Source organism: Streptomyces sp. NPDC058198 (assembly GCF_042882605.1).
GTDB lineage: Bacteria > Actinomycetota > Actinomycetes > Streptomycetales > Streptomycetaceae > Streptomyces.
This window is the reverse complement of sequence record NZ_JBHVVP010000003.1, coordinates 84,741-108,841: the sequence shown is the minus strand read 5'-3', so window position 1 is coordinate 108,841 and position 24,101 is coordinate 84,741. Positions and strand designations below refer to the sequence as shown.

The following is a 24,101-nucleotide window of genomic DNA, read 5'->3' as shown; positions in this document are numbered from 1 at the left end:
TACTGGCTACTTGGCTTCGCGGGTGGCGAGCTGTGCGTCGGACGCGGCGACACCGAAGGCCTGCGGGATCGGCTGGCCCGCCATGTAGAGGCGGTCGGCGATCTTGCGCGGGACCGGGTAGTACTCGAACTCTCCGTAGATCTTTCCGTCGGCCGCCATGGGCTGCGCGACGAAGCGGCACACCGAGGTGATCTTGAAGGGCTCGCGGCCGTGCGAGTCGAGGATGGCGATCTCGGTGATCCGGCGGGAACCGTCGCCATGCCTGGTCAGCTGGACGATGACGTCCAGGGCGCTGTTGATCTGGTCCTGGAGTGCCACGAAGGGGACTTCGACCTCGGACATGGACGCCAGGGTCTGCAGTCGCATCAGCGCGTCCTCCGCGCTGTTGGCGTGGACGGTGGCGAGCGAGCCGTCGTGACCGGTTGACATTGCCTGGAGCATGTCAAGCGTTTCGCCGCCTCGGACCTCACCGACGATGATGCGGTCCGGGCGCATACGCAGAGAGTTGCGGACCAGGTCACGGATGGTGATCTCGCCCTTGCCCTCCACATTCGGAGGGCGGGTCTCCAGCCGGATGACATGCGACTGCTGGAGCTGGAGTTCGGCCGAGTCCTCGATGGTGATGATGCGCTCGCCCTCCGGGATCAGTCCGGAGAGGGCGTTGAGCAAGGTCGTCTTTCCGGTACCGGTGGCCCCCGACACGATGACGTTCAGCTTGGCCTGGATGAGTCCGGAGAGCAGATAGAGCATGTGCTCGTCGAGCGAGCCGAGGCCGATCATCTCGCGGAGCGTGAAGGCGCGGGGGAAGCGCCGGATCGTGAGGGTCGCGCCTGTGAGGGACAGCGGCGGGATGATCACGTTGACACGCTCGCCGCTCGGGAGACGGGCGTCGACCATGGGGTTCGCCTCGTCCACCCGGCGGTTCACCGTGGAGACGATGCGCTCGATGGTCTGCATCAGCTGATCGTTGGAGGCGAACCGCATCGGCAGGAGTTCCACCCGGCCGCCGCGCTCCACGAAGATCTGGTCCGGGCCGTTGACCATGATCTCGGAGACGGAGGCGTCTTCGAGGAGGGGTTCGAGAATGCCGAGGCCCAGAGCCTCGTCGACGACCCGCCGGATGAGCTGGGCGCGTTCGACGGTGGAGAGGACCGGGCCCTCGCGGCTGATGATGTGGCCGAGGACCCGCTCCAGGCGGATCCTGCGTTCGGCGGCCGCGAGCGCGGACATCTCCGCGAGATCGATCTCCTGGAGCAGCTTCGACCGGTAGCTGGCGACGAGATGGCCGTCCTCACGGTTCCCCCCGTTCTCCTCGGGGGCGCCCCTGCGCTCCAGAAGACCCATCTGTCCCAACTCCTTATTCCGTGCTCGGCTGTTCCGTCGATCCGTACGTCGGTCAGTCGCGCGGCATCGTCGCCGACCGCTCGATCGGGGCGAAGTCGATCCACGGGATGATCTTCGGGATCTCCACCCGCGCCGTCGCCTTCGCCGCGTCGTACGAACCGCCCGCCATGGAGATCTGGGTTCCGTCGCGGATCCAGTCACTGACCGCGGCCCTGCCCGCCGCCACCGGGTCGCCCGCGTTGTTGTGCGAGGCGATGCGCGCGGCGGTACGGGACGCCGTGCCGGCCTGCTGGATCGCGTACGCCGCCATGCCCAGCTGGATGACCACGATCCCGATCAGGATCAGGAACGGCAGGAAGCCGATGTACTCGACGGCCGTCTGGCCCCGGTCCCTGCCCCTGCCGCGGTCTCTTCCGCGGCCCCATCCACGGCCCCGTTCTCGTTCGACGGCTGCGAGCATGGGTCAGCCCTCCTGCGGCGAACTGGCTTCGCCGGTCACGTTGAACGGGAAGTCGATGAAGCCGGGGAACAGCACCGGAACGGACACCTCGACCTTGGCTCGCACCGAGCGGTGCTCCTCGTCCAGGTCGCACTCCGCGTCGGCGAGGGTGAAGTCATGGTCGGCGAGGCCCCTGCGCGCACCCTCGGTGCACGTCGCCGCCCAGCCGTCGCCGGCGCGCATGATGCCGACATCGTGCGCGGCCACGTCCGCCGAGTTTCCGGCCAGCGTGTAGGCGTAGCCGATGAGTACGGCCTGCCAGAGCATGATGCAGGTGCCGAGAATGATCGGCAGCATGCCGATGAACTCGACCGCCGTCTGACCTCGGTCGTGGTCCCTGCCCAGCCTGGTGAAGTTCCTGAGCCTGGTGAGGTTCCTGAGCCTGGTGAGGTTCCTGAGCCTGGTGAACCTGACGGTTCTCATCCCCCTGTCCCCCTCTTCCCTTCTCTGGATGTGGTGCCGCGCGAACGCCGCCCGAAGGCGACCGAGCCCCGGTCGTTCGCGAGCTTTCCGCCCTTGCCCTCGTTCTCCGCGGCGGTGACCAGGCCGAGTTCGGCGGCCAGACCCCACAGCGCCTGCTTGACCGTGCTCTTGGCCTCCAGGTCCTGCATACGGCCGGAGTCGACCACGCCCTGGAGCTCCTTGAAATTCGCCGGGACGACCACCCGCGCGACGCGGGTTCCGGTGATTCGCTCGATCAGCGGCGGCTGGATCTCGGTATTGCGCGAGTAGCGGTTGACGAGGGTGATCGTCTCCTCCGCCTTACGGATCTGCAGCCGGTCCCAGAGCCGCACCATGCGTTTGGCGCCCCGGACGGACACCACGTCCGGAGTCGTCACCAGGACCGCTTTGTCCGCCATCTCGACGGCCGTGGCGTTGGCGCTGTTCATCAGGGCGCCGCAGTCGATGACCACGACCTGGTACCGCTGGCGCAGCGCACTGACGATCTGGCGGGCCACCCGGTCCGTGACCTCCTCGCCGCGCTCGCCCTCCCCCGGCGCGAGCAGCAGTCCCAGCCCGGTCGGGTGGGTGTGGACCGCGTCCTGGAGCACTCGGGGTGAGATGTCCTGGATGGAGGCCAGGTCCACGATGGAGCGGCGGAACTGCACATCCAGATAGGAGGCGATGTCACCGGACTGGAGGTCCAGGTCGACCAGTGCGGTGGTCCGGCCCGACGCGTGGGCGGCCAGGGCCAGTTGGACCGCCACCACCGTCGTACCGACACCGCCCTTGCCGCCGGCGACGGCGACCACGGTGCCGCCGGGGCCGGTGAAGGCGTCGCTGCCCTGGCCCAGATGGCGCCGTACCCCGATGGACCAGTTGGCCGCGGCCTGGACCCGGGTCACCAGGTCCTCGTAACTGAGCGGCAGCCCGATCAGCCCGCGCGCGCCCGAGTCCATGGCGGCGGAGAAGAGCCCGGGACTGGCGTCCGTGGTGATGAGTACGACCCCGACCGCGGGGAAGCGCAGGGCCACCTCGCGGATCAGCTCGAGCGCCGGAACCGGTCCGATCCGCTCGTGCACCAGCACGACCTCGGGCAGCTCGTCGATCGACTCGCCCGCCAGCCGGGCCAGGGTGTCGAGGAGCGTCGTCGAGTCGCCCACCGGGCTCGCGGGCTCGGCGTCGGGCAGCTGGCTGAGCAGCGTGGTGATGGACCGGGCCGCGTCGGCGTCACCGACGGCCGAGAGGATGCGTGTCGTCATACCGCCCTCACTTGTTCTTGTCTTCGCTCAGCTCGTACGTACCCTCGCCCGGGCGCAGCGTGGTCGGGCTGCCGTCGGAGAGCAGGGCCAGCCGTACGTGTTCGGCGAAGGACTCGGCGTAGGCGACGCGTTGGGCGTCCGTGGTGTTCAGCGCGAAGGTGATCGGTACGGCGTTGGTGGGCTGACCGCGGTCTTCCTCGTTGGGCTCCAGCGCGGTGAGGCGGCCGACATCGATGACCCGGGCGTTGGCGACGATGATCCGCGACTGGTCCGCCTCCCCTTCCCTGCTGCCGGCGAACGTCGCGAAGATGTTCACCGAGGAACCCGGCCTGATCTTGCCCGCGACCCCCGTCGCGGCGTCGATCATGATGGCGATCTCCTGCTCGTCATTCCCGATCTTCGGCCTGGGGACGACCATGTCGTCCTGGAGCAGGGATCCCTTCTTCAGCTGGTTGACGGCGATCTTGCCCTCCACCACTGACAGGTCCGTGACGGCGTTCTCCGACAGCCAGCGCTTCGGCATCGAGATCTTCTCGAACTGGCCCTTGTCCAGGGACGTGTACGGCGCCACGTCCGACTTGATGCGGTACGCCGTCACCTCCGGACCCACCTTGGAGTTCACGTCACTGATCACGGACAGGACGCCGGCGAACACACCAAAGGCGCAGAGAACTGACAGGAGCAGAAGTATGACGCCACGGCGCTGACGTGAATTCATGAGCGGGAAGACCTCGTTCAGAAGCGTTGACTGAGCGGACAGAGATCGGAACGTGGTGTGCGAAGTGCCTGAGCCGCGGCGGCCGGTCCGGACGGGGTGAGCGGTCCGGAGAGCGGTACCGGTCGTCGCTTACGAGCCGTGATGCATGGGGGCTCCCTGGTTCAGGACACCTGGAGCGTCGGTTTGGTTCTCGGCGGGGTGGAGCGGGGCCGAGCAGAACCCACAGCGGTCGCCTATGAGTTCGATACCGCACCACGAGCACGATTCCCGTCGCACGGACGAGACCAGCTGGTAGATGACGGAGATGTCCGGCAGGAAGGCGGCGAACTCGACCATCTTGTTGGTGCCCCACCAACGGGGCGACCCGGCCGGCAGGGCCGCCTCCTGCACGCCCTGCACCCGCCAGGCGGGGGCCAGGGTTTCGCTGACCCACTCCGACTGCAACTGCCCCTTGGCGATCAGCAGCTGCGTACCGAACTCGGGACCGGCGAGCTCTCCGCCGCCGATCTTGACCAACTGCGGTACGGGGTTGGCCAGTACGGCGAACTGGGAGCCGGGAACCCAGGACTTGGCATGTGTCTTGAGGCTGACCGGAACGCGGTCGAGCTTGGTGACGGAGCTGAGCAGCGCTCCGGCGTATATGTAGTGCGAGAGCAGGCGAGCCGCCGAGGCGACGACTCCCGGGCTGAAGTCACAGATGGACAACTGCCGCATCTGGCGCACGAGTACGGCGACACCCAGGGGCGGCAGGTCGAGCTTCAGCAGTGCGATGCGGTCGCTCTCCATGACGGACCGGATGGTGTGCAGCCGGCGCTGGTGCGCCACCGGGATGCTGGCCGGGTAGAGGGCGACGACATAGCCGTGCTGTTCGAGAAGCACCTGCATGTCCGCGAGCGCGGCCTCCAACGGCTGGGCGTCCGGGGACTGGAGCAGCGCCGCGGTCGGCGTCTGCTGATCCGTCGGTGGTAACACCAGATCAGGGCTGGTGACAGCAATCGCGGTCGGCACGCTGGTTCCCCGTTCAGCTCCGGCCGCCGGAGTCCCGGCGACCGCAGATCTCTCCTGCTCCGTGCACCTGCCCCACGCACTTTATCCACGTCCTACGGTGCAGAGAACACCTTTCAGCTCTCAGTGCAACAGTCCACGCGGGTAGGACGCCACCGAAAACGGGCGAAGCAGTCAGCTGTTTACTCACGTTTCAATTGATGACTCATCGGGCGGGACTCCTGACACAACTACGCCGCTTTGGGTCCGGGTTGGGTCCACGGGCCCACGCGAGGGAGGCCGCCCTGTCCGTACGCTCCCTTCCGATCGAGCGTGCGAGAGGCACGCGGTCATCAAGGGGGACAGCAGATGAGACGGGACCGGGGCACCACAGCCACCGAGTACATCGGCATGGTGGTGGTCGTCGTCGCGATCATCGGAGCGGTGGGCACGACGGGCATCGGTGATGCGCTCGGCCAGAAGATCCGCTGCGTGATCGACGGCGGCCGCTGCGGCTCCGGCGGGACCGGGAACGAGGCCGCCCCCAGAACCGACGCCGACTTCGAGCCGCCCCTCTGCCAGATCTCCTCGATCAGCGACAAGGCCGGCGCCAAGGCGAAGGTCCTCTTCATCGAGTGGGGCGAGGAATACGGCTTCCAGCAGCAGACCTTCAGGGCGAAGACCGACGTCAACAAGGACGGCAAGGTCGACGAGAACGACCAGCAGGTCACGATGACCTTCACCGACGCCGCTTCCGTCGCCGCCAAGAAGGACTGGAAACCGGGCGCGAAGATAGGCAAGTTCGGCGCCGACAAGGTCGAACTCGGCGCCGGGATCAAGGTCACCAACGGCGACACCTGGGTCTTCGACAGCGAGGAGGAGGCCGCGTCCTTCCGTGACGACATCGAGGACCTGAAGACGTACGAGCTGGCCAACCGGCACGCCAACTCCCGGGGCGGCGGGCTCGGCAACGGCATCCTCTACCTCTTCGGCAAGGGCCCGATGGCCGAGGAGGAGAAGCTGCGGGACCGCATCGAGGACAAGCTCGGCAACCGCCACATCAGCTACGGCAAGGTCGGCCTTGAGGCCAGCGCGGCCGGCGGGCTCAAGCTGTCGGCGGGCGACGAGAAGAAGCTGAGCGCCACGCTCGGCGGCAACTTCAAGTTCTCGCCCGAGGCGACCTGGACCGACAACGACTTCAAGGGCACCAAGGCGTACACGTACAGCGCGGCCATCGAGTACGGCTCGAAGGTCGGCTACGAGGCCGGGCCCCTCAGCGGCGAGTCGTCCGCGTCCACCACCCGGACCGGCACGATCACGGTCACCCACGACAAGAAGACCGGCGAGCTGCTGCGTATCGACATGACCCGTACGGTCGAGACCGGCGCCACGAAGGACGGCGTCAAGGTCGGCGGCGACAACGGCAAGAGCGGCGACGACAAGCGCGGCGGCAGCGGCGGGGTGAAGGGCGGCGACCAGTCCACCGGCATCGAGGTCGTCACCAACTCCGTGGTCATCCCGCCAGGCGCGGCGGGCGACCAGCAGCGCAGGACCGCCCAGGAGTGGCTGGACGGCAGCGGCGACAACGCCGCGCCCTTCACCTACATGTTCGACGACCACGCGCCGACGAAGCGGCCCGGCGCGGACGACCCGTTCGGGCAGCTGCTCTTCGACGAGGGCCTGTCGAGCCGGACGAACTACGCCGGTGCGACGGACGCGGCGGAGTACGGCTTCGAGCTGAACCTGGGACTGAGCCTCGGCTTCTCGGTCTCCACGGAGAAGAAGGAAGAGACCCTCGACAAGGCGCAGTTCCTGGGCGCCCCCCACGGGGACAGCCGCAGCTACGTTCCGTACAGCTACTGTGCGAACTGACCCGGGCGACAGGAGCACACACGCCATGAGCAGCAAGAAGATGACCGGATGGCTGGCCTCGGCCGCCGCCTCCGCAGCCGTCGTGCTGACGGCCGGCTGCGGTGCGGACTCCGCGGGCGGCACGGTGCCCGAGGGCTGGGGCACGCTGAAGACCTCGGCGGTCACGGTCGCGCACCCGCCGGCCTTCACACCGCAGAGCGCGGACGGGCGCAGTAAGTACAACGCGGCGGCCGCGACCCTCTCCGAGGGCGGCAAGGACGTCGGAATGATCACGGTCCAGCTCGATTTCACCAACGCCGACTCGGTGGAGGAGGCGGCGATCGGCGCCGAGGCGGGGATCGCTCTCGGCTCGACGCTCCAGGAGCAGCGGGACATCCAGGTCGCAGGCCCCGACGGCACGGAGGAGGCCCGGCGCATCGACTTCGAGTTCACCGAGAAGGGCTCCCGGATCAAGGGCGTGATCATCGCTGGGCTCGACTCCGCGGAGAAGGCGTACGCGGTACGGGTCGACGCGGCCAAGGGGAAGCTCAGCGACGGCGACCTGAAGAAGATCATCGACTCGATCACGGTGAGGTAGGCGGCCGCGATGGAGATTCCCGGTGGTGACTACGTCTTCTTCGTCGGCATGGTCCTGCTGTTCGGCTGGCTGGCGGTCCACTACGCCCGCCGGCTGGCCGCGGTGGCGCGGGCGCTGCGGGCGGGCGGCCGGGCGCCCGGTGTGTGCGTACGGATCGAGACCGAGCCGTTCAACCGCTCCGACGCCCAGCGCCATGTGTTCACCTTCAGCGCCCAGGACGGACGCAGGATCGAGTTCGAGGACCTGGCCACCCGCTCGGTACGGGTGGGTTCCGAGGTCACGGTGGCGTACGACCCGGCCGACCCCGAACGTACGGCGACGGTCGCGGGCCGCGGCAGCTGGTCACCGGTGCTGCAGTACGCGCTGCTGGTGACGGGCTGCGGGCTGGCGGCCGCCGGCTTCGCAGCGGTGTTCGCGTTCACGGTGATCTGATGCGCGCCGACGCGACGCGCGCCGGCCTGACACACAACGATCTGATCGGAGGACAGGGGCAATGACGCGGTACGACTACCCGGGGGCGCCCGCCCAGCGGGACGAGGGGCGTGGGGCGGCGGTGTTCGCGCTCGTGCGCGCCTGGGCGGCCGGCATCGTCGTCCTGCTCTTCACGGAGTATCTCCAGGCCACGCTGGTCTACGACTATCTGGCCTCGGACGACAGGTTGGAGACGTTCCTCGGCCGGCTGCTGCTGATCCATCTCCCGAACGCCGTGTGCATCGCGCTCGCGGCCTGGGCCGCCGGCCGCCTGCACCGCGATCCCTTCCGTGACGCCCCGCTCCAGCACCTGGCGGCGGCCTTCGCCGTCCCGGTGGCGGCCCAGGCCCTCAACATGTCGCTCCAGTGGGACGGCCTCGCGGCGGAGGGCCTGCTGATGTCGAACGCGGTACTGGTAGTGGGCTGTGTGGCGGGCTACGCGGCGGACCGGCTCCAGGAGGAGTGAGGCGGCGGCGACGCCTTCTCGTATACGGCCTTGTGCCACAGGTCTTGACAACTCGATTGGTCTGGACCAGTTTTACGCCCGACGGTGGCCACCGTTCCCCCTCTCGAGTACCTCCTTCCCCGAAACCCCAGCGGAGGCAGCAAGTGGAACGTGCACCAGGCGGTAGAAGACGCATAAGGACCTGGATCGGCGGAGCGGTGGCTGTGGTGGCCGCCGGTGCGCTGAGTCTGACCGGGCTGGTCGGGACCGCGCAGGCCGCCGATATCAACGTGGCCAAGAACGCGGGCTTCGAGTCCGGGCTCGGCAGCTGGACCTGTTCCGCCGGCAGCGGCGCCACGGTCGGCTCGCCCGTGCACGGCGGAGCCGCCGCGCTGCGGGCCACGCCCGCCGGGCAGGACAACGCCAAGTGCACACAGGCCGTGGCCGTGCAGCCGAACTCGACGTACACGCTGAGCGCCTGGGTGCAGGGCGGGTACGCGTATCTCGGGGCCGAAGGAACCGGGACGACCGATGTGTCGGCCTGGACGCCGGACAGCTCCGGGTGGAAGCAGCTCACGACCAGCTTCAGGACCGGCGCCTCGACCAGGTCGGTGACCGTCTACACGCACGGGTGGTACGGGCAGAGCGCGTACTACGCCGATGACGTGTCCGTGTTCGGCCCCGACGGCGGTGGCGGCGGCGACCCGCAGCCCCAGGTGCCCGGCACGCCCGCCGGGCTCGCGGTCGGGTCCGTGACCTCCTCGTCCGTCACGCTCAACTGGAGCGCGGTGTCCGGGGCGACCGGGTACAACGTCTACCAGGGCGGCGCGAAGATCCAGTCGGCGAGCGGCGCCTCCACGACCGTGACCGGGCTGGCGGCCAACACCTCGTACCAGTTCCAGGTGAGCGCCACCAACGCGGCCGGCGAGTCCGCGAAGTCCTCGGCGGTGACCGGTAAGACCGCCGAGAGCGGCGGCGGGAACCCGGGCAACCCCGCGGTGCCGAAGCACGCGCTGACCGGCTACTGGCAGAACTTCAACAACGGCGCGGCCGTCCAGAAGCTCCGTGACGTCCAGTCGCAGTACGACATCATCGCCGTGTCCTTCGCCGACGCGACGGCCACGCCCGGCCAGCTCACCTTCAATCTCGACCCGGCCGTCGGTTACGGTTCCGTCGCCGACTTCAAAGCGGACATCGCCGCGAAGAAGACCGCGGGCAAGTCCGTGATCCTCTCGGTCGGCGGCGAGAAGGGCAGCGTCGCGGTCAACAGTGACGCCTCCGCGACCGCCTTCGCCAACAGCGCCTACGCGCTGATGCAGGAGTACGGCTTCAGCGGTGTCGACATCGACCTGGAGAACGGCCTCAACTCCACGTACATGACGAAGGCCCTGCGCCAGCTGTCCGCCAAGGCCGGCGCGGGACTGGTGCTGACGATGGCCCCGCAGACCATCGACATGCAGTCGACGGGCGGCGAGTACTTCAAGACCGCGCTGAACGTCAAGGACATCCTCACCGTCGTCAACATGCAGTACTACAACAGCGGTTCGATGCTCGGCTGTGACGGCAAGGTCTACTCGCAGGGCTCCGTCGACTTCCTCACCGCGCTCGCCTGCATCCAGCTCGAAGGCGGCCTCGCCCCCTCGCAGGTCGGCCTCGGAGTGCCCGCCTCCACGCGGGGCGCGGGCAGCGGTTATGTGGCGCCCTCGGTCGTGAACAACGCGCTGGACTGCCTCGCCAGGGGCACCAACTGCGGTTCTTTCAAGCCCTCCAAGACCTACCCCGGTATCCGTGGCGCGATGACCTGGTCGACCAACTGGGACGCGACGGCGGGCAACGCCTGGTCCAACGCCGTCGGACCGCACGTCCACGGCCTGCCGTAACAGGCACCTCATACCGGCAGCGCCGCCGCTCCCCCGGCGGCGCTGCCGCGGAACCCGACGCACCGCTGGTGGGGCGGACAGGCCGTCACGGGAGCGGATCCACCGGGATCCCGTGCGGGCCCTTGACAAGAACAATGGTCTGGACCAGTTTGGAGGACCAACGGTGGCCACCGTCCCGAAACCCCCTCACACGCCGTGCGTCCACGCAGTGCGTCACTGCGCGGTGCGGCGTGCACACTCCCCCCACGGAGGCCATGCAGTGCAGAGGAACGTACGTCCCCGCAGGCTGAAAGCCGCTCTGGCCGTCGCGGCCGTCTTCACCGCCGCCGGACTCGCGATACCCGCCGCCCAGGCGGCCGGCACGGTGACCGGGCCCGCCCCCACAGCGGCCGCCGCGCCCGCCGCCGTACCCGCTCACGCCGTCACCGGCTACTGGCAGAACTTCAACAACGGCGCGACCGTCCAGACGCTCGGCGAGGTCCAGGACCAGTACGACATCATCGCGGTCGCCTTCGCCGACGCCACCGGCACACCGGGCCAGGTCACCTTCGCTCTCGACTCGGCCGGCCTCGGCGGTTACAGCGTCGACCAGTTCAAGTCCGACGTGGCCGCCAAGCAGGCCGCCGGCAAGTCCGTGATCATCTCCATCGGCGGCGAGAAGGGCACAGTCTCCATCAATGACTCCGCCTCCGCCGCCGCCTTCGCCGACTCGGTGTACGCGCTGATGCAGGAGTACGGCTTCGACGGCGTCGACATCGACCTGGAGAACGGCCTCAACTCCACCTATTTGACGCAGGCGCTGGAGTCGCTCGCGTCAAAGGCGGGCCCGGGATTCGTCCTCACCATGGCGCCGCAGACCATCGACATGCAGTCGACGGCCGGTGAGTACTTCAAGACCGCGCTGAACGTCAAGGACATCCTCACCGTCGTCAACATGCAGTACTACAACAGCGGTTCGATGCTCGGCTGTGACGGTCAGGTCTACTCGCAGGGCTCGGTCGACTTCCTCACCGCGCTCGCCTGTATCCAGCTGGAGGGCGGCCTCGACCCGTCGCAGGTCGGCATCGGGGTACCGGCCTCGCCGAGCGGCGCGGGCAGCGGTTATGTGGCGCCCTCGGTCGTGAACAACGCCCTGGACTGTCTGACGCGGGGCACGAACTGCGGTTCCTTCAAGCCCGCCAAGACCTACCCGGGCCTGCGGGGCGCGATGACCTGGTCGACCAACTGGGACGCGGCCGCGGGCAACGCCTGGTCCGACGCCGTGGGCGCGCACGTCCACGGCCTTCCGTAGCCAACCCGCACTGCAGCAACCGCACCGCACGAACGCACCAGACCCGACCGGCCAGGACAGCGGCCGGTCGAACAAGCCCCCCACAGGGCCGGCAGCGCCGTCGAAACCCCACCCGACGGCGCTGCCGTGTGTCTGCCCCAGCTTCTTCCTCTACCAGGGGATGTCCCGTACCTGCTGGACACACAGCACCACGAACAGCAGTCCCGCCGCCGTGAGCATCACATTGCTCAGGATGCCGTTGCGCCATTCGGCGGGCGTACGGGAGGAGTTGAGCAGCCAGACCAGGGTGAGCGCCAGGAACGGCATGAAGAAGGCCCCCAGCACGCCGTAGACCACGACCAGACCGAAGGGCTGGTCGAGGAAGAGCAGCGAGATCGGGGGGAAGGTCAGCCAGAGCAGATACGCGCGGAACGGCACCGAGCGCTCCCGCTCGCCGGCCGCGACCTCCTTCGCCGCCCCCGTGCCCTCGTCCGCCGCCAGCCCCACGCGCTCCTTGCGGATCTGCTCCACGAAGTCCGCGAACATCAGGCTCACGCCGTGCCAGACGCCGATCAGCGACGAGAAGGACGTGGCGAAGAAGCCGACGAGGAAGAGCTTCGCGGTGGCCGGGCCGAAGCGGTCCTCCAGGATGGTGCCGAGGTCGATCAGGCCGCGGTCGCCGGTGGTGAGGGCGACATGAGAGCTGTGCAGCAGCTCGGCGCCGATGATCAGCATGGCGACGACGAAGAGGCCGGTGGTGATGTACGCGACCCGGTTGTCCAGGCGCATCACCTTCATCCAGCCGGAGTTGGTCCAGCCCTTGGCGTTGACCCAGTATCCGTACGCCGCCATGGTGATCGTGCCACCCACGCCGCCGATCAGACCGAGCGTGTAGAGCAGTGAGCCGTCCGGCAGGACCGGGGCGAGCCCCGCGAAGGCGGCGCCGAGGTCAGGGGCGACCCGGATCGCGACATACACGACCACCACGAACATCACGCCGATCAGGACCGTCATGACCTTCTCGAAGACGGCGTACTGGTTGAACCAGACGAAGACCAGGCCGATGAGACCGGTGATGACCGCCCAGGTCTTGAGGCCGGGGCCGTCCGGGAACAGCGCGACGATCGGCAGGGCGCTGGAGGACATGGCCGTGGCGCCGTAGACGAAGCCCCAGACGAGGACGTACACCGCGAAGTACCCGGTGGTCCACCGGCCGAGGCTGCGCCAGCCCTCGAAGAGGGTGCGTCCGGTGGCGAGATGCCAGCGGCCCGCCGCCTCGGCGAGAGAGATCTTGACGACACAGCCGATGACCGCGGCCCACATCAGGGTGTAGCCGAACTTGCTGCCCGCGATGAGCGTCGCGACCAGATCGCCCGCGCCGACGCCGGTCGCCGCGACGACGATGCCGGGGCCGATATAGGTCCAACTCGACTTGCGTGGACGGGAGACGGCCTCGTCCATGCCGGTGTCCGTAGTTCCTGCCATGCGTTTCTTCGCCTCCCGCTCGTCCCCGTACGTGACTCACGTCACCAAATCCCGGTGTCAGTGATCGCGCAAGAGGGCCGTCGGTGAGGGTTCGGTGGCGGGGCCGGGGTGGCTACCGTCCGCTGCGCGCGAGATACATGGCGAGGACGGGGCCGAGCTGCGCCAGCCACTGCTGAAGCTTCGACCGGCTACGGGCGTTCACCACGCACTCGTAGAACCTGCCGTCGGGAAGCACCACGGCCACCATGAGGGCATAGCCGTGGTTGCCCGCCTTGTGGTGGACGGTACGGATCTGATGCCAGGCGAATTCGGCGGTCGCGCCGTTGGCCTCGAAGGACACACCGGCGGCGTCGACCACCACGGCGTTGCGGCGGTCGGTCGCGAGGAAGTCGGGCCCGGCGGGCGGCTGCGGGGCGCCGTACTGCGGTTGCGGCGGGCCGTACCCCGGATAGGACTGCTGCTGCGGGGCGGCGTACGCGGGGTGAGGCTGCGGGGCGGCATACGCGGGATGCGGCTGCTGCGGCGCGTAGGCCGCGGGCGGCGGGCCGAAGCCCGGCTGAGGGGGCGGGGCCGGTATGTCGCTGTCCCGTCCGCTGTTCCGGTCCATGTGCACCATGTGCGGCCTCCCCGGCCCTCGCTCGCCGCCCTGTCGGCGCTTTCGCCGACCAGTATGGACGAGGCCCACCCCCGTGACCGGCCTGTGCCATGACCGCGCGGCGCCGCCGCCTTCCCGGCGGCGCCGCTGTCCGGGTTGCTGGCCGTTACGGCTTGGGCAGGGTGCAGCCCGCGCGGGACAGGTCGATCTGGTTGCCCGCGGCGACGCACGCCACGATCCCGTAGGTCTCCTGGGCGTAGTTGATGCCCTGGCGCACGGTGACATTGCCGTTCTGGTCGACCTCGCACGGGTTGTTGTCCGTGCAGCGCCCGCCGCTCTCGTTACCGGTGTTGTTGACGGCGACGACCTTGCCGGTGGCGTTGTCGATCACCGGCGAGCCCGAGGTCCCGCCGATCGTGTTGCAGGAGGAGGTGTAGCGCACCGAGTCCTTCCAGGTCCACGCGCCCTCCTTCAACTGGTAGGCGAAACCGTCGATGTTGCAGCTGTAGATGCGCTTCCAGTAGCCGGAGACCACCTTGATGGCGGTGCCCTGCACCGGGCGGGCGGCGTTGAGCTCCAGCGCCGCTATCCCGTACGTGCTCTGGATCTGGGCGTAGGTGGTGGTGAGCTGGTAGAGCGAGACGTCGGTGTCGGTCATCGTCCCGTACGCGACCTTGCTCGCGCGCAGGGTTCCGACGCCGGTGCCCGCCGAGTTCAGCAGGGTGAAGGTGCGGGAGGACGGCTTGTTGACGATGACCTCGCCGGCCGCGGGGAAGCCGCTCTCCAGGCAGTGGCCGTTGGAGAGGACCAGCGCGGGGTCGCTCGGCTGCGACGCCGGGGTACGGACGACAGAGCCGGAACAGTTGCTGAGCGCCACCGTCCCGGCGAAGTCGACCGCCTTGACCTTGACTTGGGGGGCTCTCTCGGCCGTGGTGGTGAGCGCCGGCGCGCCCGCGTCGTGACTGGTCGCCACCGCGGGCGCCGCCCCCGCTCCGAGGAGCAGGACGGCGAGAAGCGCACCAAGGAGAGGCTTCTTCATGTGGGGGATCCCCTCTGTGAACGAAGTACCTTCGTTTTTGTCATGCGCATTGTTGACGCATGCGGGGCAGCGGGCAACCATGCCTCGTGAATTCCGGATCCGCGGCGGGAACGGGGCGGCGGCGCCGAGCGTGTTATCCATCGCGCGGCGAACACGGCGGGACCGTGGGAAGCTCAGGGCACCAGGGGACCGCGGCGCGACGTCGGGAGACACGTCGGGGCAGCGGGGGGCAGGGGCACGGCGGGGGGAGCTGGGGCATGTCCGGGGTAAAGATCATGCGGCTGGGCGAGGACGATCCGGCGACCCTGGGGTCGTACCGGATCATCGGCAGGCTCGGTTCGGGCGGAATGGGCCGGATCTATCTGGCGCGCTCCGCCGACCGGCGGCTGGTGGCGGTCAAGACCCTGCTCGCCGAAGGGCTCGTCAGTGACACCGACCGCAGGCGGTTCGCCCGCGAAGTGGCGCTGGCCCAGCGGGTGGACAGCGGCTATACGGCGCGGGTGCTGGACGCCGACGCCGAAGCGGCCCGCCCGTGGATGGCGATCGAATACATCGCCGCGCCGTCCCTCGACGAACTGGTGCGGACGGCCGGTCACCCGCCCGCCTCGGCGGTGCGGTGGGTGGGCGCGGGGGTGGCGGCCGCGCTGGTCGCCCTGCACGGCCAGGGCATCGTCCACCGTGACATCAAGCCGCCGAACGTACTGCTCCCGCTGAACGGCCCGCGCGTCATCGACTTCGGGATCTCGCACGCCAGCGACCTCACCCGCACCAGCCTCACCCTCGGCACCATCGCCTTCACCTCCCCCGAGCAGGCCAGGGGCGAGCCGTCCACGGCTGCCTCCGACATCTACTCGCTGGGCGCGACCCTCTTCCATCTGGCGGTCGGCCGGCCGCCGTACGCCCCGGACGGCGACACCCTGGGGCTGCTGGCCCGGGTGTCGCGGAGCGAGCTGGACCTGAGCGGGCTGCCGCGCGAGCTGAACCAGCTGATCCGCTCCTGCCTGGCGGCGGACCCGGCCGGCAGGCCCCAACCCGCGGACGTACTGGCCCAGTTCAAATCGGGCCTCGTCGGTCTTCCGGTGTCGGAGAGCGGCAGCAGATGGCTGCCACCGCGCTGGACGGCGCTGATCGAGGAGTACGACCGGCAGGGGCGGACGCTGCGGGAGGGCCCGGAGCCGGGCGCCGGCGCGGAGGGCGCGCACGCGGACGACCCGGCCGCGGACGACCGTACGCGCGGGGTACGGGGCCCCGGACCGACCCGGCAGTACACCCGCGCCGCCGGACAGGAAGAAGAGGAAGAGAAACAGCGACAGGAGAAGGAGCGCGCCGCCCGGGAGCAGGAGCGGGCCGCCCGCGAGCACGACCGGGCGGAACGGGAACGCGCCGAGCGGCGGGCCGAGCGGGAGCGGCGTGCCCGCGAGCGGGCCGAGGCGCGGGCCGAACAGGAAAGCGCCGCGCGGAAACGGGCCGAGCGGGAGGGGCAGGCGCGGCCCGGTCCCGCCGCCGGACCACGCGCCGCTGCCGGTTCTTCCAGCGGTTCGTCCGCCGGTGCCTCCGCCGGTCGGACCGCCGGTTCTTCCGCAGGGCAGACCGCCGGTTCTTCCACCAGGCGGACCGCCTCCGCCAACCCCCGCCCGACGACGCCCGCGGCCACCGCCGAGAAGTCGTCCTCGGGCTGGGGTTGGCTCCTCGTCGGCGTGGCCGTCCTCATGTTCATCTGGCAGCCCTGGGACGCCGACGACTCCACCAGCGGCTCGTCGAGCAGCGGGGGTTCCTCCTACAGCTCCTACACCGATCCCGCCCCCACACCGGCCGCACCCACCCCGAACGAGACGGACCTCGCCTTCCTGGCCGTGGACACCGGAGACTGTCTCAGCTCGCACGACGACGGACGCCTGGGCTGGAACGACCCCGCACCGGAACGCGTCGACTGCGACGCCGCCGACGCCTACAACCGCGTCGCGTTCGCCACTTCGGACTCCGACTGGGAGTGCGATACGGACGCCGACGAGGAGATGTGGAGCAACGTGGGCGACGACAGCGTCGTCACCACGCTCTGCCTCACCCGCCGGTACGAGGTCGGCCAGTGCTTCATCGCCAAGGCCGACAGCGACGGGGCCGGCGACGGCAATCTCCGGACCGTATGGAGCTGCGGCGCCGACACCGTCCCCGAGGGATATTCGTACGTCATGCAGATCACGGGCTACCACGCGATGCCGTCGGACGAGAGCGATGTCTCCTGCCGCCGGTACCAGAACGACACCACCCGCTACTCCTGGTACGAGGTCGACGGGGGCGAAGGCTACGTCTGCTCGAAGATCGTCGACTAAATGATCAGACTCAGCGCCGCGGGTTCCCTGAGAGAGGGGTCAGCCGAGGACGGCCAGCGCGTCGATCTCGATCAACAGCCCCTTGGGCAGGCCGACATAGACCGTCGTACGCGCGGAGGGCGCTTCCTTCAGCGCCTGCTCCTCGAAGTACGTGTTGTAGATCGCGTTCATCTCGGCGAAGTGGTCGACGTCGGTGAGGTAGACGCGCACCATCATGACGTCGTCCCAGCTCGCGCCGCCCTCTTCGAGGATCGCCTTGACGTTGGCCAGGGTCTGGAGGGTCTGCTCACGCAGGGTCGGGCCCGCCGGGGTGGGCGCCTGGCCCTCGACGGCCGGGAGGAAGCCGACCTGGCCGGCGACCTGGAGGATGTTGCCCTTGCGGACGCCGTGCGAGAACTTCGCGGGCGGGGCGGTGTGCGTGGCCGGGGTCAGCGCGGTCTTGGGGGTCTTGTCGCTCATGAAGCTTCCTTGGGGTGGGTGGTTCCGGAGTACTCCCCGCTGATCGCGTCGGCGGTGCGGCGCACCAGCGGGAGCAGGGTGAGGAGTTCCTCGGCGGTGACGACGACATTCGGCGCGGAGACCGACATGGCGGCGACGACCCGTCCTTGCGCACCGCGGATGGGGGCCGCGACGCAGTTGATGGACTCCTCGTGGCCGCCGAGATCGGCGGCCCAGCCCTGTTCGCGTACGGTCGCCAGCTCCGTGAGGAAGGCGGCGGCGTTCGGGATCGAACGGGGCGTGTACAGGGGGAAGTCGAGCCGCTCGGCGAGGGCGCGGCGCTCGGCCTCGGGGAGGTCGGCGAGCAGCAGCTTGGCGACGGCGGCGACGGTGATCGCGACCGGCTTGCCGATCCGGGAGTACATCCGGACCGGGTAGCGGCTCTCGACCTTGTCGATGTAGAGGACTTCGTGCTCCTCGTACACCGCGAGATGGACGGTGTGGCCGCACTGCCCGTTGAGGGCCACGAGATGGGGGTGGGCGATCTCGCGTACGTCGAGGTTCTCGACGGCCTCCTGGGCGAGCGCGAACAGTCGCGCGCCGAGGCGGTAGCGATGGTCCTGCTGGCGGTAGACGAGCCCGTGCTCATGGAGCGTACGGAGCAGCCGGAGCGCGGTGGACTTGTGGACGCCGAGCCGGTCGGCGACCTGCCCGAGGTCGGCGGGGCCCCGGGCGAGCAGCGGCAGGATGCTCAGCGCCCGGTCGACTGTCTGGCTCATGGGGTACGTACCTCCTGCTCCGTGGCCGCCGTCCAGCCGGGGCCGAGACGAAGTGTCCCCCAGGCGTCGGCGTCGAGGTCCGCGAGGCGGTCGGCGTGGGCGCGGGAGGGCGGCGCTGCGAGGTCACCGGGGACGGTGAGGGCGGCGGCGGCCATCAGGTGGCCGTGCCGCAGCCGGGCGGCGGCGGGCAGGCCGCGCAGGGTCGCGGAGAGGAAGCCGGCGGCGAAGGCGTCGCCGGCGCCGACGGGTGCCACGACGTCCACGCGCAGCGCGGGCACGGACGTGACGGTGTCGATGCGGAGCGCGGGCACGGACGGGACGGTGGCGGCGTGCGGCGCGGGCACGGAGCTGACGGGGTCGCGGTCCGTCGCCGCCGGAGCCTCCCGCGTGTACAGCGTCGCGCCCGCGCTGCCGCGCTTGACCACGAGCGTCTCCGGCTCGGGCAGCGCCGCGCGGATCGCGTCCGCGCCGTGCAGGTCCCAGGCCTCCGCCGCCTCGTCCTCGCCGACGAAGACCAGGTCGGCGCCGCGGGCCAGCTCCAGCAGGACGCCGGCGCCCGACCCGTCCCGCCACAGCCCCGGGCGGTGGTTGACGTCGAAGGAGACCGGCGGGCGGCCGGGTCCGCGTCGGGTCAGCTCGCGCATCAGGGCGAGGCAGTCGTCCGAGAGCGCGGCGGTGATGCCCGACACATGCAGGACGCGCCCCGACCACAGGTCCTCGTTCGGCATGTTCCCGGGGGACATGGCGGAGGCGGCGGAGCCCGCCCGGTAGTAGGCGACCTCATGGGCGTCGGTGGCGCGGTCCGTCGCCGTACGGAAATAGATACCGGTCGGCCGGTCCGGATCCCGCCGGACGCCCGACGTATCGACGCCGTACGCGGCGACCGCGTCGACCAGGTGATCACCGAAGCCGTCGGCCCCGACCCGGCTGACCCACTTCACCGTGTGCCCGGCGGCCGCCAGCGCGCAGGCGACATTGGATTCGGCGCCGCCGATCGTACGGGCGAAGGAGGGGACGTCGGCGAGGCGGCCGGGCCGTGAGGGCAGGAAGGTGACCATGGACTCACCGAGGCAGACGACATCCACGCGCGGGTGGGCGTCCACGTCTACGGTTCCGGTCACTCTGGGGCTCCTCGCCGCTCGGCCGATCGGGGAAAGGGTCACCATTGACCCGGTGTCGGCTCGGATGTTAGACAGCGGTGAGCGATATGCGCAATGGGCGTTGCAAATGCTGCAACGCCACTGACTAGGGGAGGCTCCCATGGCCGCGGACCGACGGACGGACGAGCGACGCGACCGGCGGCTGACCGACGAGACCGTCGATCACCGCTTCAAGGCGCTCCCGCCGGACGCCGAGGGCCTGACGGTCGGCGCGCTCGCCGCCGAGCGCCGTTCCCTCTTCACCGGCGGCTTCACCACCCCCGTCCTCGCCCTGTCCGCCGAGTCGGTCGAGCACAATCTCGCCCTGCTGGAGACCTATTCCGAGCGCCACGGCCTCGCCTTCGCCCCGCACGGCAAGACCTCCATGTCGCCGCAGCTCTTCGCCCGCCAACTGGCGTACGGCGCCTGGGGCATCACGGCAGCCGTACCCCACCAGGCCCGCGTCTACCGCGCGTTCGGGATCCAGCGGATCTTCCTCGCCAACGAACTGGTCGACGCGCCGGCGCTGCGCTGGCTCGCCACCGAGCTGGACAGTGACCCCGGCTTCCGCTTCCTCTGTTACGTCGACTCCGTGCGCGGCGTCGAGCTGATGGACGAGGCGCTCAGGGCCGCGGGCGCCGCCCGCCCGGTGGAGGTCGTGGTCGAGCTGGGCGCGGGCGAGGGCGCCCGTACCGGAGCCCGTACGGAAGCCGAGTGCGCCGCCGTCGCGGACGCGGTCGCCGCCGCGCCCACCCTGCGGCTGGCCGGAGTGGCCGGCTACGAGGGCGAGGTGCCGGCCGCCGACAGCGACACCGTCCGCGCCTGGCTGCGCCGGCTCACCGCGCTGGCGGCCGACTTCGACACGGCGGGCCGCTTCACGGACGCGCAGGACGAGATCGTGATCAGCGCGGGCGGCAGCGCCTGGTTCGACGCGGTGGCGGACGTCTTCGCCGAGATCCCCGCCCTGTCCCGTCCCGTACTGAAGCTGCTGCGCTCCGGCGCGTACGTCTCGCACGACGACGGCCACTACCGGCATCTCACCCCCTTCAACCGCGTCCCCGAGGAGGGCTCCCTCCAGCCCGCCTTCCGGCTCTGGGCGCAGGTCGTCTCCCGCCCCTCCGACGCCCAGGCGTTCGTCAACGCCGGCAAGCGGGACGCGGCGTACGACCTGGATCTGCCCGAGGCCCAGGTCGTACGGGACGGCAGGACCGGCGAGATCCGCCCGGCCGCCGGTGTCACGGTGACGCGCCTGTCCGACCAGCACGGCTGGCTCGCCACCACGCCCGAGGCGGATCTCGAGGTCGGCGACTGGGTCGGGATGGGGCTTTCGCATCCGTGTACGTCGTTCGACAAGTGGCAGCTGATCCCGCTGGTGGAGGCGGACGGCACGGTCATCGACTTCGTCCGTACGTTCTTCTGAGGGGGCCGGCCATGGATCTCGTCCTGCGCGACGTACGCGTCGTCGACGGCACCGGCGGGGCGTCGTACCGGGCCGATGTCGGCGTCACGGCGGGCCGTATCTCCGGGATACGGCGGGAAGCCGGCGGCGCGCGCCTCAGCGGCGCCCGCGTCCTCGACGCCGCCGGGCTGGCCCTCGCCCCCGGCTTCATCGACATGCACGCGCACAGCGATCTGGCGCTGCTGCGCGACCCCGACCACTCGGCGAAGGCCGCGCAGGGCGTGACCCTCGAAGTGATCGGTCAGGACGGCCTGTCGTACGCGCCCGTCGACGACGCGACCCTCGCCCAGGTCAGGCAGGCGATCACCGGCTGGAACGGCGACGGGTCCGGCATCGACTTCGACTGGCGCACGGTCGGCGAGTATCTGGACCGGCTCGACCACGGCTTCGACGGCCGGGGCATCGCGGTCAACGCGGCCTATCTGATCCCGCAGGGCACGGTCCGTATGTACGCGGTCGGCTGGGACGACAGGCCCGCGACGGACGCCGAACTGGCCCACATGAAGCGGCTGGTGGCCGAGTCCATGGAACAGGGCGCGGTCGGTCTGTCCTCAGGGCTGACCTACACGCCGGGGATGTACGCGAACGACTCCGAACTGACCGAGCTGTGCCGGGTGGTGGCGGACTACGACGGCTACTACTGCCCGCACCACCGCTCGTACGGCGCCGGGGCGCTCCAGGCATACGAGGAGATGGTGACGCTCACTCAGCGGGCGGGCTGCGCGCTCCATCTCGCCCACGCCACCATGAACTTCGGCGTGAACAAGGGCAGGGCTCCCGAGCTGCTCGCGCTGCTCGACACGGCGCTGGACGCGGGCGCGGACATCTCCCTCGACACCTATCCGTACACCCCGGGCTGCACCACGCTGGTCGCGATGCTGCCCAGCTGGGCGAGCGAGGGCGGCCCCGACGCGATCCTGGAGCGGCTCCGCGACGAGAGCGCCGCCGAGAAGATCCGCCACCACATGGAGGTCATCGGCGCGGACGGCTGCCACGGCGTGCCCATCGAGTGGGACACCATCGAGATCTCGGGGGTGACCGCCCCGGGCCTCGCGGACCATATCGGCAGGACGGTGGCCGAATCGGCGCGGCGGCGCGGTGAGGCTCCGTGGGTGACCGCGCGCAGGCTGCTGATCGACGACGCGCTCGGCTCGACGATCCTCCAGCATGTCGGCCACGAGGAGAACGTCCGGCAGATCATGCGCCACCGCGTCCACACGGGCGGCAGCGACGGCATCCTCCAGGGCGCCAAGCCGCACCCGCGCGCCTACGGCACCTTCCCGCAGTATCTGGGGCGGTACGCACGGGAGTTGGGCGTTCTCACCCTGGAGGAGTGCGTGGCCCACCTGACCTCCCGCCCGGCCGCCCGCCTGCGCCTCACCGACCGCGGCCTGATCCGTGAGGGCTACCGCGCCGACCTGGTCCTCTTCGACCCGGACACGGTCGCGGCCGGCTCGACCTTCGACGTCCCGCGCACCCTGCCGACGGGAATCCCGCATGTACTGATCGACGGCCGCTTCGTGATCGAGGACGGCCGCCGTACGGATGTCCTGGCCGGGCGGTCGGTCCGGCGCGGCGCCTGAGCGCGGGCCGGAGACCGCCCGTCAGGCGGAGGCGAGGCGCAGGACCAGTGCCGCCGCACCCAGCAGAGCGAGGACCACGACGGGGGCTATCGCGTAGTCCTTGGCGCGCAGGTGCGTGATCGCGGCGCCGATGAAGTAGAGGATCACGCCGATCGCGGCGGCCGCTCCGATCAGGGGCACCCAGAGCCCGGCCAGGAGGCCCACCGCGCCCAGCGCCTTGAGCGTGGCGAGCCGGGGGAACCACGTGTCCGGCACGCCCAGCGCGGACATCGAGCCGACGACCTTCTCCTGCCGGGTGAAGGTGGCGAGTGCGGAGAACGTCAGGGCAGCGGCGAGCAGGATGCCGACAACGGCGTAGGCGATGAACACGGAAGACCCCTCGGAGGACGTACATGGAAGAGCGGAGAGGGGCCGCGAGCGGCGGAAAGGCAGAAATCGCCGGTGAGCCCCGGCCCAACCTGCCGTGGAAGTCCGCGCCGAGGAAGACCGGGCCGAGGCTAGTAGTGGCAGGGCTATGATCCGGCGGGCCCCGGGCCGGTACACGCCGGTACATTGCGTACGGTGAGCGACAACGATCTGGGCCTCTTCCTGCGCACCCGCCGCGAGGCCGTGACGCCGGCCGAGGCCGGGCTCCCGTCCGGCAGCCGGCGCCGTACCCCGGGTCTGCGCCGCTCCGAGCTGGCCACGCTCGCCGGGATCAGCGTCGAGTACCTGGCCCGGCTCGAACAGGGCAGGGACCGCAATCCGTCCCCGCAGGTGCTCGCCGCGCTCGCCGACGCCCTGCGGCTGACCGCCGACGAACGCTTCGCCCTGCTGCACGCCGTCAAGGCCACCAACGACACGCTCAAGCTGTGCCCGGGCGCGGGCAGGCCGCCGGCGCGGGTGGTGCGGCCCACCATGCGCGCCCTGCTCGACCGGCTGGAGCCGACGCCCGCCGTTCTGCTGAACCGGCTGACCGATGTGCTCGCCTTCACCACCGGGTACGAGCAGCTCGTCGGCCCCCTCGGTCTGCTGGACTCCCCCACGCCGAACATCGTCCGGTACCTGTTCACGGACCCGCGCGCCCGCACCGCCCATCCGGACTGGTCCCGCGACGCCGATGAGCTGGTCGCCCGCCTCAAGACGGACTCCGTCCCCGACGACTCCCACCTCGCGGTGCTCGTCCAGGAGCTGACCCTCACCGCCGGCACCCCCTTCACGGACCGCTGGACCGCCGCGCCCGTGATCCTCGCCCACGCGGGCAGCCGGCGGCTGGCCCACCCCGGCGCGGGCGAGCTGCGGCTGATCCACGAGACGCTCTCCCTCCCCGACGCCGACGGCCAGCACCTGGTGGTCCATCTCCCCGCCGACGACGCGACCTCCGCGGCCCTGGACACCCTCACCGGCCGCCGCCCCGGCGCCCTGCGCGCGGTGGCGGGCTGACCTCCGGATGCCCCGGTCGGCGTAGGTCCTGTCCGGCGGGGCGTCCGCGTGGCGGAAGACACCGCGCGG

General features: G+C 70.2%; 23 protein-coding genes. 10 read left to right on the top strand and 13 right to left on the bottom strand.

Annotated elements, in window-relative coordinates; all coding sequences use genetic code 11:
- Positions 1 to 6 precede the first annotated feature (6 nt).
- The 6 genes from ACFVWW_RS12735 to ACFVWW_RS12710 form a co-directional block, all read right to left on the bottom strand.
- Positions 7 to 1,344 carry a CpaF family protein gene (locus ACFVWW_RS12735; RefSeq protein WP_384181028.1) on the bottom strand — a complete coding sequence of 446 codons (1,338 nt, stop codon included), beginning with the start codon at positions 1,342 to 1,344 and terminating at the stop codon, positions 7 to 9.
- A 52-nt stretch (positions 1,345 to 1,396) separates the two neighbouring features.
- Positions 1,397 to 1,804 carry a TadE family protein gene (locus ACFVWW_RS12730; RefSeq protein WP_384181026.1) on the bottom strand — a complete coding sequence of 136 codons (408 nt, stop codon included), beginning with the start codon at positions 1,802 to 1,804 and terminating at the stop codon, positions 1,397 to 1,399.
- A 3-nt stretch (positions 1,805 to 1,807) separates the two neighbouring features.
- Positions 1,808 to 2,266: a TadE/TadG family type IV pilus assembly protein gene (locus ACFVWW_RS12725; RefSeq protein ID WP_386878447.1), complete on the bottom strand. Its 459-nt coding sequence runs from the start codon at positions 2,264 to 2,266 to the stop codon at positions 1,808 to 1,810.
- A complete protein-coding gene (locus ACFVWW_RS12720; protein ID WP_384336219.1) occupies positions 2,263 to 3,546 on the bottom strand; it encodes an AAA family ATPase in 1,284 nt (427 codons plus the stop codon). The genes ACFVWW_RS12725 and ACFVWW_RS12720 overlap by 4 nt, the downstream gene beginning before the upstream one ends.
- A 7-nt stretch (positions 3,547 to 3,553) precedes the next feature.
- Positions 3,554 to 4,264: a Flp pilus assembly protein CpaB gene (gene cpaB, locus ACFVWW_RS12715; protein ID WP_384181021.1), complete on the bottom strand. Its 711-nt coding sequence runs from the start codon at positions 4,262 to 4,264 to the stop codon at positions 3,554 to 3,556.
- Positions 4,265 to 4,393: 129 nt separating this feature from the next.
- Positions 4,394 to 5,272 carry a hypothetical protein gene (locus tag ACFVWW_RS12710; protein ID WP_384336217.1) on the bottom strand — a complete coding sequence of 293 codons (879 nt, stop codon included), beginning with the start codon at positions 5,270 to 5,272 and terminating at the stop codon, positions 4,394 to 4,396.
- Between the two features lie 345 nt (positions 5,273 to 5,617).
- Here ACFVWW_RS12710 and ACFVWW_RS12705 point away from each other — a divergent pair, with 345 nt between their 5' ends.
- From ACFVWW_RS12705 to ACFVWW_RS12680, 6 genes are all read left to right on the top strand, one after another.
- Positions 5,618 to 7,120 carry a hypothetical protein gene (locus ACFVWW_RS12705; protein ID WP_384336215.1) on the top strand — a complete coding sequence of 501 codons (1,503 nt, stop codon included), beginning with the start codon at positions 5,618 to 5,620 and terminating at the stop codon, positions 7,118 to 7,120.
- Between the two features lie 25 nt (positions 7,121 to 7,145).
- On the top strand, positions 7,146 to 7,697 hold the full coding sequence (locus ACFVWW_RS12700) for a hypothetical protein (protein ID WP_386878448.1): 552 nt from the start codon (positions 7,146 to 7,148) through the stop codon (positions 7,695 to 7,697).
- A gap of 9 nt (positions 7,698 to 7,706) precedes the next feature.
- A complete protein-coding gene (locus ACFVWW_RS12695) occupies positions 7,707 to 8,129 on the top strand; it encodes a DUF3592 domain-containing protein (RefSeq protein WP_386878449.1) in 423 nt (140 codons plus the stop codon).
- Positions 8,130 to 8,190: 61 nt separating this feature from the next.
- Positions 8,191 to 8,634 carry a hypothetical protein gene (locus tag ACFVWW_RS12690; RefSeq protein ID WP_386878450.1) on the top strand — a complete coding sequence of 148 codons (444 nt, stop codon included), beginning with the start codon at positions 8,191 to 8,193 and terminating at the stop codon, positions 8,632 to 8,634.
- 143 nt (positions 8,635 to 8,777) lie between these two features.
- Positions 8,778 to 10,493 (top strand): chitinase, encoded by a 1,716-nt coding sequence (locus tag ACFVWW_RS12685; protein ID WP_384181009.1) that lies wholly within the window; start codon positions 8,778 to 8,780, stop codon positions 10,491 to 10,493.
- A gap of 259 nt (positions 10,494 to 10,752) precedes the next feature.
- Positions 10,753 to 11,784: a chitinase gene (locus ACFVWW_RS12680; protein ID WP_386878451.1), complete on the top strand. Its 1,032-nt coding sequence runs from the start codon at positions 10,753 to 10,755 to the stop codon at positions 11,782 to 11,784.
- A gap of 150 nt (positions 11,785 to 11,934) precedes the next feature.
- Here ACFVWW_RS12680 and ACFVWW_RS12675 read toward each other — a convergent pair whose 3' ends face one another.
- From ACFVWW_RS12675 to ACFVWW_RS12665, 3 genes are all read right to left on the bottom strand, one after another.
- The gene (locus ACFVWW_RS12675; RefSeq protein WP_384181005.1) at positions 11,935 to 13,248 is read right to left on the bottom strand and encodes an Nramp family divalent metal transporter; all 1,314 of its coding nucleotides are present in this window, start codon (positions 13,246 to 13,248) and stop codon (positions 11,935 to 11,937) included.
- 112 nt (positions 13,249 to 13,360) lie between these two features.
- Positions 13,361 to 13,864 carry a hypothetical protein gene (locus tag ACFVWW_RS12670; protein WP_386878452.1) on the bottom strand — a complete coding sequence of 168 codons (504 nt, stop codon included), beginning with the start codon at positions 13,862 to 13,864 and terminating at the stop codon, positions 13,361 to 13,363.
- Positions 13,865 to 14,009: 145 nt separating this feature from the next.
- Positions 14,010 to 14,882 carry a trypsin-like serine peptidase gene (locus ACFVWW_RS12665; protein WP_386878453.1) on the bottom strand — a complete coding sequence of 291 codons (873 nt, stop codon included), beginning with the start codon at positions 14,880 to 14,882 and terminating at the stop codon, positions 14,010 to 14,012.
- 257 nt (positions 14,883 to 15,139) lie between these two features.
- Between ACFVWW_RS12665 and ACFVWW_RS12660 the strand changes: the two genes are divergently transcribed.
- The gene (locus tag ACFVWW_RS12660; protein ID WP_386878454.1) at positions 15,140 to 17,212 is read left to right on the top strand and encodes a serine/threonine-protein kinase; all 2,073 of its coding nucleotides are present in this window, start codon (positions 15,140 to 15,142) and stop codon (positions 17,210 to 17,212) included.
- A gap of 39 nt (positions 17,213 to 17,251) precedes the next feature.
- Here ACFVWW_RS12660 and ACFVWW_RS12655 read toward each other — a convergent pair whose 3' ends face one another.
- The 3 genes from ACFVWW_RS12655 to ACFVWW_RS12645 are packed head-to-tail and all read right to left on the bottom strand — an operon-like array spanning position 17,252 to position 19,487.
- Positions 17,252 to 17,671 (bottom strand): RidA family protein, encoded by a 420-nt coding sequence (locus tag ACFVWW_RS12655; RefSeq protein WP_384180997.1) that lies wholly within the window; start codon positions 17,669 to 17,671, stop codon positions 17,252 to 17,254.
- On the bottom strand, positions 17,668 to 18,429 hold the full coding sequence (locus ACFVWW_RS12650) for an IclR family transcriptional regulator (RefSeq protein ID WP_384180995.1): 762 nt from the start codon (positions 18,427 to 18,429) through the stop codon (positions 17,668 to 17,670). The genes ACFVWW_RS12655 and ACFVWW_RS12650 overlap by 4 nt, the downstream gene beginning before the upstream one ends.
- Complete coding sequence (locus tag ACFVWW_RS12645; RefSeq protein ID WP_386878505.1) at positions 18,426 to 19,487, bottom strand: sugar kinase; 1,062 nt, start codon at positions 19,485 to 19,487, stop codon at positions 18,426 to 18,428. Before ACFVWW_RS12645 ends, ACFVWW_RS12650 begins: the two co-directional genes overlap by 4 nt.
- Positions 19,488 to 19,689: 202 nt before the next feature.
- Here ACFVWW_RS12645 and ACFVWW_RS12640 point away from each other — a divergent pair, with 202 nt between their 5' ends.
- A complete protein-coding gene (locus ACFVWW_RS12640) occupies positions 19,690 to 20,988 on the top strand; it encodes an alanine racemase (protein WP_384336201.1) in 1,299 nt (432 codons plus the stop codon).
- Positions 20,989 to 20,999: 11 nt separating this feature from the next.
- Positions 21,000 to 22,610, top strand: coding sequence for an amidohydrolase family protein (locus ACFVWW_RS12635; protein WP_386878455.1), 1,611 nt, complete (start codon positions 21,000 to 21,002; stop codon positions 22,608 to 22,610).
- Positions 22,611 to 22,631: 21 nt separating this feature from the next.
- Here the strand turns inward: ACFVWW_RS12635 and ACFVWW_RS12630 are convergent, their stop codons facing one another.
- The gene (locus ACFVWW_RS12630; protein ID WP_384180989.1) at positions 22,632 to 22,979 is read right to left on the bottom strand and encodes a DoxX family protein; all 348 of its coding nucleotides are present in this window, start codon (positions 22,977 to 22,979) and stop codon (positions 22,632 to 22,634) included.
- 192 nt (positions 22,980 to 23,171) lie between these two features.
- Between ACFVWW_RS12630 and ACFVWW_RS12625 the strand changes: the two genes are divergently transcribed.
- On the top strand, positions 23,172 to 24,032 hold the full coding sequence (locus ACFVWW_RS12625; RefSeq protein WP_384180987.1) for a helix-turn-helix domain-containing protein: 861 nt from the start codon (positions 23,172 to 23,174) through the stop codon (positions 24,030 to 24,032).
- The last annotated feature ends 69 nt before the right edge of the window (positions 24,033 to 24,101 follow it).

Excerpts from the sequence above, each read along its gene's own strand:
- ACFVWW_RS12655 (WP_384180997.1), bottom strand. The coding sequence starts at position 17,671 with ATGAGCGACAAGACCCCCAAGACCGCGCTGACCCCGGCCACGCACACC.
- ACFVWW_RS12650 (WP_384180995.1), bottom strand. The coding sequence starts at position 18,429 with ATGAGCCAGACAGTCGACCGGGCGCTGAGCATCCTGCCGCTGCTCGCC.
- ACFVWW_RS12665 (WP_386878453.1), bottom strand. The coding sequence starts at position 14,882 with ATGAAGAAGCCTCTCCTTGGTGCGCTTCTCGCCGTCCTGCTCCTCGGA.
- ACFVWW_RS12720 (WP_384336219.1), bottom strand. The coding sequence starts at position 3,546 with ATGACGACACGCATCCTCTCGGCCGTCGGTGACGCCGACGCGGCCCGG.
- ACFVWW_RS12705 (WP_384336215.1), top strand. The coding sequence starts at position 5,618 with ATGAGACGGGACCGGGGCACCACAGCCACCGAGTACATCGGCATGGTG.
- ACFVWW_RS12700 (WP_386878448.1), top strand. The coding sequence starts at position 7,146 with ATGAGCAGCAAGAAGATGACCGGATGGCTGGCCTCGGCCGCCGCCTCC.
- ACFVWW_RS12635 (WP_386878455.1), top strand. The coding sequence starts at position 21,000 with ATGGATCTCGTCCTGCGCGACGTACGCGTCGTCGACGGCACCGGCGGG.
- ACFVWW_RS12695 (WP_386878449.1), top strand. The coding sequence starts at position 7,707 with ATGGAGATTCCCGGTGGTGACTACGTCTTCTTCGTCGGCATGGTCCTG.
- ACFVWW_RS12675 (WP_384181005.1), bottom strand. The coding sequence starts at position 13,248 with ATGGCAGGAACTACGGACACCGGCATGGACGAGGCCGTCTCCCGTCCA.
- cpaB (WP_384181021.1), bottom strand. The coding sequence starts at position 4,264 with ATGAATTCACGTCAGCGCCGTGGCGTCATACTTCTGCTCCTGTCAGTT.
- ACFVWW_RS12690 (WP_386878450.1), top strand. The coding sequence starts at position 8,191 with ATGACGCGGTACGACTACCCGGGGGCGCCCGCCCAGCGGGACGAGGGG.
- ACFVWW_RS12640 (WP_384336201.1), top strand. The coding sequence starts at position 19,690 with ATGGCCGCGGACCGACGGACGGACGAGCGACGCGACCGGCGGCTGACC.
- ACFVWW_RS12725 (WP_386878447.1), bottom strand. The coding sequence starts at position 2,266 with ATGAGAACCGTCAGGTTCACCAGGCTCAGGAACCTCACCAGGCTCAGG.
- ACFVWW_RS12670 (WP_386878452.1), bottom strand. The coding sequence starts at position 13,864 with ATGGTGCACATGGACCGGAACAGCGGACGGGACAGCGACATACCGGCC.
- ACFVWW_RS12730 (WP_384181026.1), bottom strand. The coding sequence starts at position 1,804 with ATGCTCGCAGCCGTCGAACGAGAACGGGGCCGTGGATGGGGCCGCGGA.
- ACFVWW_RS12660 (WP_386878454.1), top strand. The coding sequence starts at position 15,140 with ATGTCCGGGGTAAAGATCATGCGGCTGGGCGAGGACGATCCGGCGACC.
- ACFVWW_RS12735 (WP_384181028.1), bottom strand. The coding sequence starts at position 1,344 with ATGGGTCTTCTGGAGCGCAGGGGCGCCCCCGAGGAGAACGGGGGGAAC.
- ACFVWW_RS12645 (WP_386878505.1), bottom strand. The coding sequence starts at position 19,487 with ATGGTCACCTTCCTGCCCTCACGGCCCGGCCGCCTCGCCGACGTCCCC.